Source organism: Bacteroidota bacterium (assembly GCA_026391695.1).
Taxonomy (GTDB): Bacteria; Bacteroidota; Bacteroidia; order Bacteroidales; family JAGONC01; genus JAPLDP01.
In genome coordinates, this window is record JAPLDP010000094.1 from 1 (window position 1) to 8,333 (window position 8,333).

The 8,333-nt window shown below is 49.2% G+C and carries 3 protein-coding genes; all 3 read left to right on the plus strand.

Annotated features, from left to right (window positions below; translation table 11 throughout):
• The first annotated feature begins 33 nt into the window (after positions 1 to 33).
• Positions 34 to 7,323, plus strand: a complete 7,290-nt coding sequence (locus NT175_14605) for an HYR domain-containing protein (GenBank protein ID MCX6235923.1) — start codon at positions 34 to 36, stop codon at positions 7,321 to 7,323.
• Positions 7,304 to 7,681, plus strand: coding sequence for an HYR domain-containing protein (locus NT175_14610; GenBank protein MCX6235924.1), 378 nt, complete (start codon positions 7,304 to 7,306; stop codon positions 7,679 to 7,681). Before NT175_14605 ends, NT175_14610 begins: the two co-directional genes overlap by 20 nt.
• The coding region (locus NT175_14615) for an HYR domain-containing protein (protein ID MCX6235925.1) at positions 7,641 to 8,333 on the plus strand (693 nt) is incomplete at its 3' end. The genes NT175_14610 and NT175_14615, both read left to right, overlap by 41 nt.

Sequence of the window (8,333 nt, forward strand, 5' to 3'; positions counted from 1 at the left end):
ACATCACCTACTGCAACAGGCAGCGGTGTGTTTGTGGCCACACTTGACGGATCCCCTGTCAAGAGCGGCACAGGCAGCCAGACACAGTCTACCATAACCTATATTACAGGAGCAGCGGATGCGGCTCAATCGACCTTGACACCTACCAGCGCCAGCATCACTGCCGACGGCAGCAGCACACAGACGCTGACGGTCACGGCCAAGGACAGCTTTGGCAATAATCTGACGACAGGCGGCTCCACGGTCACGATCACAAAATTATCAGGCACAGGCACCATCGGTACGGTGACAGACAACAGCAACGGCACATACACAGCTATAGTGACATCACCTACTGCAACAGGCAGCGGTGTGTTTGTGGCCACACTTGACGGAGCCCCTGTCAAGAGCGGCACAGGCAGCCAGACACAGTCTACCATAACCTATACTGCCGGCGCAGCGGATGCGGCTCAATCGACCTTGACACCTACCAGCGCCAGCATCACAGCCGACGGCAGCAGCACACAGACACTGACGGTCACAGCCAAGGACAGCTTTGGCAATAATCTGACGACAGGCGGCTCCACGGTGGTGATCACAAAATTATCAGGCACAGGCACCATCGGTACGGTGACAGACAACAGCAACGGCACCTACACAGCTACGGTGACTTCACCTACTGCAACAGGCAGCGGTGTGTTTGTGGCCACACTTGACGGATCCCCTGTCAAGAGCGGCACAGGCAGCCAGACACAGACTACCATAATCTATATTACAGGAGCAGCGGATGCGGCTCAATCGACCTTGACACCTACCAGCGCCGGCATCACAGCCGACGGCAGCAGCACACAGACGCTGACGGTCACAGCCAAGGACAGTTTTGGCAATAATCTGACGACAGGCGGCTCCACGATAACGATCACCAAATTATCAGGCACAGGCACCATCGGTACGGTGACAGACAACAGCAACGGCACTTACACAGCTACGGTGACATCACCTACTGCAACAGGCTGCGTTGTATTTGTGGACACACTTGACGGAGCCCCTTTCATGAGCGGCACAGGAAGCCAGACACAGTCTACCATAACCTATACTGCCGGAACAGCAGATGCGGCTCAATCGACCTTGACACCTACCAGCGCCAGCATCACTGCCGACGGCAGCAGCACACAGATACTGACGGTCACAGCCAAGGACAGCTTTGACAATAATCTGACGACAGGCAGCTCGACGGTGACGATCACCAAATTATCAGGCACAGGCACCATCGGTTCAGTAACAGACAACAGCAACGGCACTTACACAGCTACCATAACATCACCTACTGCAACAGGTAGCGGTGTATTTGTGGCCACACTTGACGGAGCCCTTGTCAAGAGCGGCACAGGCAGCCAGACACAGACTACCATAATCTATATTACAGGAGCAGCGGATGCGGCTCAATCGACCTTGACACCTACCAGCGCCGGCATCACTGCCGACGGCAGCAGCACACAGGTATTGACGGTCACAGCCAGGGACAGCTTTGGCAATAATCTGACGACAGGCGGCTCCACGGTAACGATCACAAAATTATCAGGCACAGGCAGCATCGGCTCAGTGACAGACAACGCAGATGATACTTACACAGCGACGGTCACCTCACCCACTGCCACAGGCAGCGGCGTGTTTGTTGCCACACTGGATGGGAATCCGGTAAAGAGCGGCACAGCAAGTCAGACAGAGGCTACCATCACTTATACCCCAGGAGCGGCAGATGCCGTACAGTCAACCCTGACGCCCACAAGTGCCAGCATCACGGCTGACGGCACCAGCACACAGGTATTAACAGTCACAGCCAGGGACAGCTTTGGCAATAATCTGACGACAGGCGGCTCCACGGTGACGATCACAAAATTATCAGGCACAGGCGCCATTGGCACAGTGACAGACAACAGCAACGGCACATACACAGCTACGGTGACATCACTTACTGCAACAGGCAGCGGGGTGTTTGTTGCCACACTGGATGAGAATCCGGTAAAGAGCGGAACAGGAAACCAGACACAGGCGACCATCACTTATACCCCAGGCGCAGCAGATGCCGCTCAATCAACCTTGACACCCACCAGTGCCGGCATCACGGCCGACGGCGGTAGCACACAAGTATTGACGGTCACAGCAAAAGATGCTTATGGCAACACATTGACCAGCGGAGGCTTAACGGTGACAATCACCAAATCATCAGGTACAGGCAGCATCGGCTCAGTGACAGACAACGCAGATGGAACTTACACAGCGACGGTCACCTCACCCACTGCCACAGGCAGCGGCGTGTTTGTTGCCACACTGGATGGTGCCCCTGTCAAGAGCGGCATAGGAAGCCAGACTGAGGCCATCGTCACTTATACTGCAGGAATAGCGATGAAATTCATCATCACTGGCACCGGAGCCCAAACAGCTGGAACACCTGATAACCTGACTATTTTCGCTTCGGATACATTTGGCAACACAGATATGACATATACAGGTGACAAGAGTCTGATCTTTTCAGGTGCCAGTTCTTCAACCAATCCAGTGACACAACCGACAGTTAAAGACAAGGATGGCAATCAAGTCAACTTTGGGACACCGACCACAATTACATTTATAAATGGTGTTGCGACGGTATCGGAGGGTAATAATGGGGTAATGACCCTTTACAAAGCTGAAATGGCGAATATTGTGGCCACTGAGGGTTCCATCACTACCACAGGGGCAGACCGGCTGACAGTGACAGTATCATCTTCGGCCATGAACAAATTTGCTGTAAGTCTTACCGTTCCTCAGACCAATGGCGTAGCCTTTACCGGCACGAACACTCTGACAGCAGAGGATGCATATGGTAATACGGTGAGCACGTATGATGCCTCGACAAATAATGTGATGATCACTGCGACGCCGGATGATGGGATGATAAGCGGTTTGGGTTCCGGCAGCGACAACATTCTGAATCAGGGGGATGATTTTATAAACGGTGTGGCAACACTGACGAACAAATTAATTTTCACCGGCACCTCAGGCAGCCATACCTTCACAGCCACCTCAGCTACCGGTGGATATACCGGCACATCGGAGAGTGTTCAGATCAATGCAGGGCTTTTCACTAAATTGCAGTTATTAGTGCCTGGTGAGACGGCTGCTCCAGGGTCACTATTCGGCAAGATCGGGACACCAATATCCCAGACGGCAGGCACCGCTTTTAATATTACTGTCAATGCTGTGGATGCCAACTGGAATGTGATCAATACGGTCACCGATGTCGTTGGTATCACCTCCAGTGATGCCAATGCCAACTTGCCGGCAAATGCTTCCTTATCCGGAGGTACCCAGACCTTCAGTGTCACGCTGAACACCGCAGGATCAGCTACTGTCACTGCTTCAGATATTACTGATACTGGAAAGATACCCAATACCAGCCCATCAATCAATGTTATACCGGGATCGTTGAACAATTTCCTAGTAGAAGCCGCAGCAGGAGGCGATATTCCATCACAGATTGTTGAAACGACATTCAGTATCAAGATCACAGCACGCGACGCTGAAAACAATATTGTAACTGGTTTTACCGGAACTGTGGACATTTCGTCCAATGGTACACTCTCATTAGGAGGTGGTACGACTATTGCCTTCACGGCTGGTGTGTTACCATCACACCAAGTAAGAATTTCTAACACCGGCAACTTTACGATCACAGCAACAAAGACTGGTGGAGTCAAAAACGGTACAAGCAACATCTTCCAGGTCTCTGCCAGAACATTTGTATATGTTAGTCCTTCAGGTAGTGATATAACTGGAGATGGCTCATCAGGCAACCCATTCCTAACCATTCAACATGGAATTGACCTTGTAGCCGATAATGGGACAGTAAATGTTGCAGCAGGCATAGCTGCCGAAAGTATTTCAGTCGATAAGAATATCACTCTCACAGGAGAGGGTACACTTCCACTACAAGATATTGATCTGACAGACGCAATAAAATTGACACTGGGCAGTGATATCCAGGTGAACGGAACACTTGCACTTAACAGTGGTGAGTTATCAATCGGAGCAAACACACTTATATTAAATGGAGCTATCACCCGTACAAGTGGCACTTTAACTGGTGGTGCATCATCAAATATTATTGTCAGTGGCGCTAGTGCTGGTACAACCCTGCCTGCCGTTATTCTCAATAACCTAACAATAAATCGTGCCACTGGCATTGAATTAGAAGGAGACGTTATTATTGGTGGAACACTTTCATTGATTAATGGAAGATTAACCCTGAATAATAATGATTTGGTTCTCACATCAAACAACCCCATAGAAGGTTCATTTAGTGCATCTACAATGATAGTATTAGGTGGGACCGGTTCATTGATTAAGAATTTCACCGGAACAGGTTCATATCTATTCCCGGTGGGAAGTATTACGAACACAATAGCCTATTCACCGGTAAATCTTAACATTACATCGGGTGATTTCAACAATGCACAGGTAAGTGTTAATCTTGCAGATATAAAAGATCCCAATGCACCTGGTTATCCCAATTATTTAAACCGTTACTGGACGATTGGACAAACCGGCATAACCAACTTAGTATATAATATTGATTTTACTTATAGTGATGGGGATGTTACTGGCACTGAAAGTTTGCTTAGGGGTGCTAAATACGAGGGATCATGGGAATATTACTCCGGTGTTAACACAAGTTCGAATACTTTTTCAATGAGTGATCTTACAAGTTTCGGTGAGTTTTCAGCCTTTGGTGAGGATCTTACTGCGACCGCTTCTGTCGATCCTTCCACTCTTTGCTCCGGAGGATCGTTTAATCTCATATCAAATGCCAGTGGTGGAGTACCTCCATATTCATTTTTCTGGACAGGTCCTAATGATTATTCAAATAATCAACAAAATCCACCACAGATAACTGATGCTACGCTTTCTAATTCTGGTGTTTATACCGTTACGGTTACAGACGCGAATTCTAACACCATCGCAGCATCGGCAACATTAACGGTAAATCAGACACCTGACCAACCTATCACATATGGGACAGTCATATGCAGTGGGAACAATGCCACAATAAGCGCATCGGGAGCCGATAATGATGATAGTTATAAATGGTATGATGCTCCCAGTGGAGGCAACCTGCTAAAAACAAGTGCTGACAATACCGATAGTACATATACTACTGACATTCTTTTGACTACGACTAATTACTGGGTTTCTATCATTAGCTCATTCAGTTGCGAAAGCAACCGTACTATTGTGACAGTGACGGTAGAAGATAATGTAACCCCGTCCATCACCTGCCCTGCCGATATCACTGTCAATGCTGATGAAGGAGAGTGTTTTGCTACGGGTGTCGATCTTGGTAATCCGTTAACAAGCGACAACTGCGGTGTAGCTTCGGTCATCAACAATGCACCAACTCAATTCAATGTGGGTGTGACCACCATCATTTGGACTGTTATCGACAATGCTGTCAACAGTGCTACCTGTGAACAGACGGTCACTGTTACTGACAATCAAAATCCAATAATCACCTGTCCTGCTGATGTCACTGTCAATGCTGATGAAGGAGAGTGCTTTGCGACGGGTGTTGTCTTAGGCAATCCGACGACAAGCGACAACTGTGGTGTGGCAACAGTCACCAACGATGCACCGGCTCAATTCAGTGTCGGGGTGACTACTGTCACATGGACCGTCACCGATAATACAGGCAACATTGCCACCTGCGAACAGACGGTCACGGCGAACGATAATCAGAATCCTATGATCACCTGTCCTGCCGATATCACGGTTAATGCTGATGAAGGAGAGTGTTTTGCTACGGGTGTCGATCTTGGTAATCCGTTAACAAGCGACAACTGTAGTGTGGTTTCGGTCACCAACAATGCACCGGCTCAGTTCAATGTGGGTGTGACCACCGTCACCTGGACAGTTACCGACAATTCAGGCAACAGTGCCACCTGTGAACAGACGGTCATTGTTACTGACAATCAAAACCCAATGATCACCTGCCCTGCCGATATCACTGTCAATGCTGATGAAGGAGAGTGCTTTGCAACGGGTGTCGATCTTGGTAATCCGTTAACAAGCGACAACTGTGGTGTGGCATTGGTCACCAACGATACACCGGCTCAATTCAGTGTCGGGGTGACTACTGTCACATGGACAGTCACCGATAATGCAGGCAACAGTGCCACCTGCGAACAGACGGTCACTGTTACTGACAATCAAAACCCAATGATCACCTGTCCGGCCAATGTCACTATCAATTCTGATGAAGGAGAGTGCTTTGCGACGGGTGTCGATCTTGGTAATCCGTTAACAAGCGACAACTGTGGTGTGGCATCGGTCACCAACGATACACCGGCTCAATTCAGTGTCGGGGTGACTACTGTCACATGGACAGTCACCGATAATGCAGGCAACAGTGCCACCTGCGAACAGACAGTCACTGTTACTGACAATCAAAATCCAATGATCACCTGTCCTGCCAATGTCACTATCAATTCTGATGAAGGAGAGTGCTTTGCAACGGGTGTTGTCTTAGGCAATCCGACAACAAGCGATAACTGCGGTGTAGCTTCGGTCACCAACAATGCCCCAGCTCAATTCAATGCGGGTGTGACCACTTTCACCTGGATCGTTACCGACAATTCAGGCAACAGTGCCACCTGTGAACAGACGGTCACAGTGAATGATGATCAGAATCCTGTGATCACCTGCCCTGCCGATATTACAGTTAATGCTGATGAAGGAGAGTGCTATGCAACGGGTGTGCTATTAGGCAGTCCGACAACAAGCGATAATTGCAGTGTGGCATCGGTCACCAACGATGCACCAGCCCAATTCAATGTGGGTGTGACCACCATCATCTGGACTGTTACCGACAATGCTGGCAACAGTACTACCTGTGAACAGACGGTCACTGTTAATGATAACCAGAACCCAATGATCACCTGTCCTGCTGATGTCACTGTCAATGCTGATGGAGGAGAGTGCTTTGCAACGGGTGTTGTATTAGGCAATCCGACAACAAGCGACAACTGCGGTGTTGCTTCGGTGACGAATAATGCACCATCTCAATTCCCTGTCGGTCCCACAACTGTCATCTGGACGGTCACCGACAATGCGGGAAATACAGCTACCTGCCAACAACTGGTTAGTGTTATCGATAATCAGAATCCATCAATCAGCTGTCCTGCCAATGTCACGGTCAATGCTGATGAAGGAGAGTGTTTTGCAACGGGTGTGCCATTGGGCAATCCGACAATAAGCGACAACTGCGGTGTAGCTTCGGTAGAATCCAATGATCACCTGTCCTGCTGATGTCACTGTCAATGCTGATGAAGGAGAGTGTTTTGCAACGGGTGTGCCATTAGGCAATCCGACAACAAGCGACAACTGCGGTGTTGCTTCGGTCACCAACGATGCACCAGCCCAATTCAATGTGGGTGTGACCACCATCATCTGGACTGTTACCGACAATGCAGGCAACAATGCCACCTGCGAACAGACGGTCACTGTTAATGATAACCAGAATCCAATGATCACCTGTCCTGCTGATGTCACTGTCAATGCTGATGAAGGAGAGTGCTTTGCGACGGGTGTTGTCTTAGGCAATCCGACGACAAGCGACAACTGTGGTGTGGCAACAGTCACCAACGACCATCAGCTGTCCGGCTAATGTCACGGTCAATGCCGACTTAGGTCAATGTCATGCTACTGGAGTGAATCTTAGCACTCCGGTGACATCGGATAACTGCGGTGTAGATTCTGAAACGAATGATGCGCCCTCTCAGTTCCCTGTTGGTACTACAACTGTCACCTGGACGGCCATAGATTATTCTGGCAACACAGCCACCTGCCAACAAATGGTTATTGTCAATGACAATCAGAATCCAGAAATCGGCTGTCCGGCCAATGTCATGGTCAACGCCGATTTAGGTCAATGTTATGCTACTGGCGTGAATATAGGAACGCCAGGCACATCTGACAACTGCGGTGTGGCAACTGTTTCAAACAACGCCCCTGCCACTTTCCCTGTTGGAACAACTATTGTCATATGGACTGTTACCGATACATATGGGAACACTGCTCAGTGCACACAACAGGTCGTGGTTGCCGATGAGGAAGATCCTTCAATTACCTGTCCGGCTAACATAAACACCACTACTGATGACGGTGAGTGCTTTGCAATAGTGGATCTGGGAACAACAAGCACATCTGACAACTGCGGTGTGGCAACTGTTTCAAACAACGCCCCTGCCACTTTCCCTGTTGGAACAACTATTGTCATATGGACTGTTACCGATACATATGGGAACACTGCTCAGTGC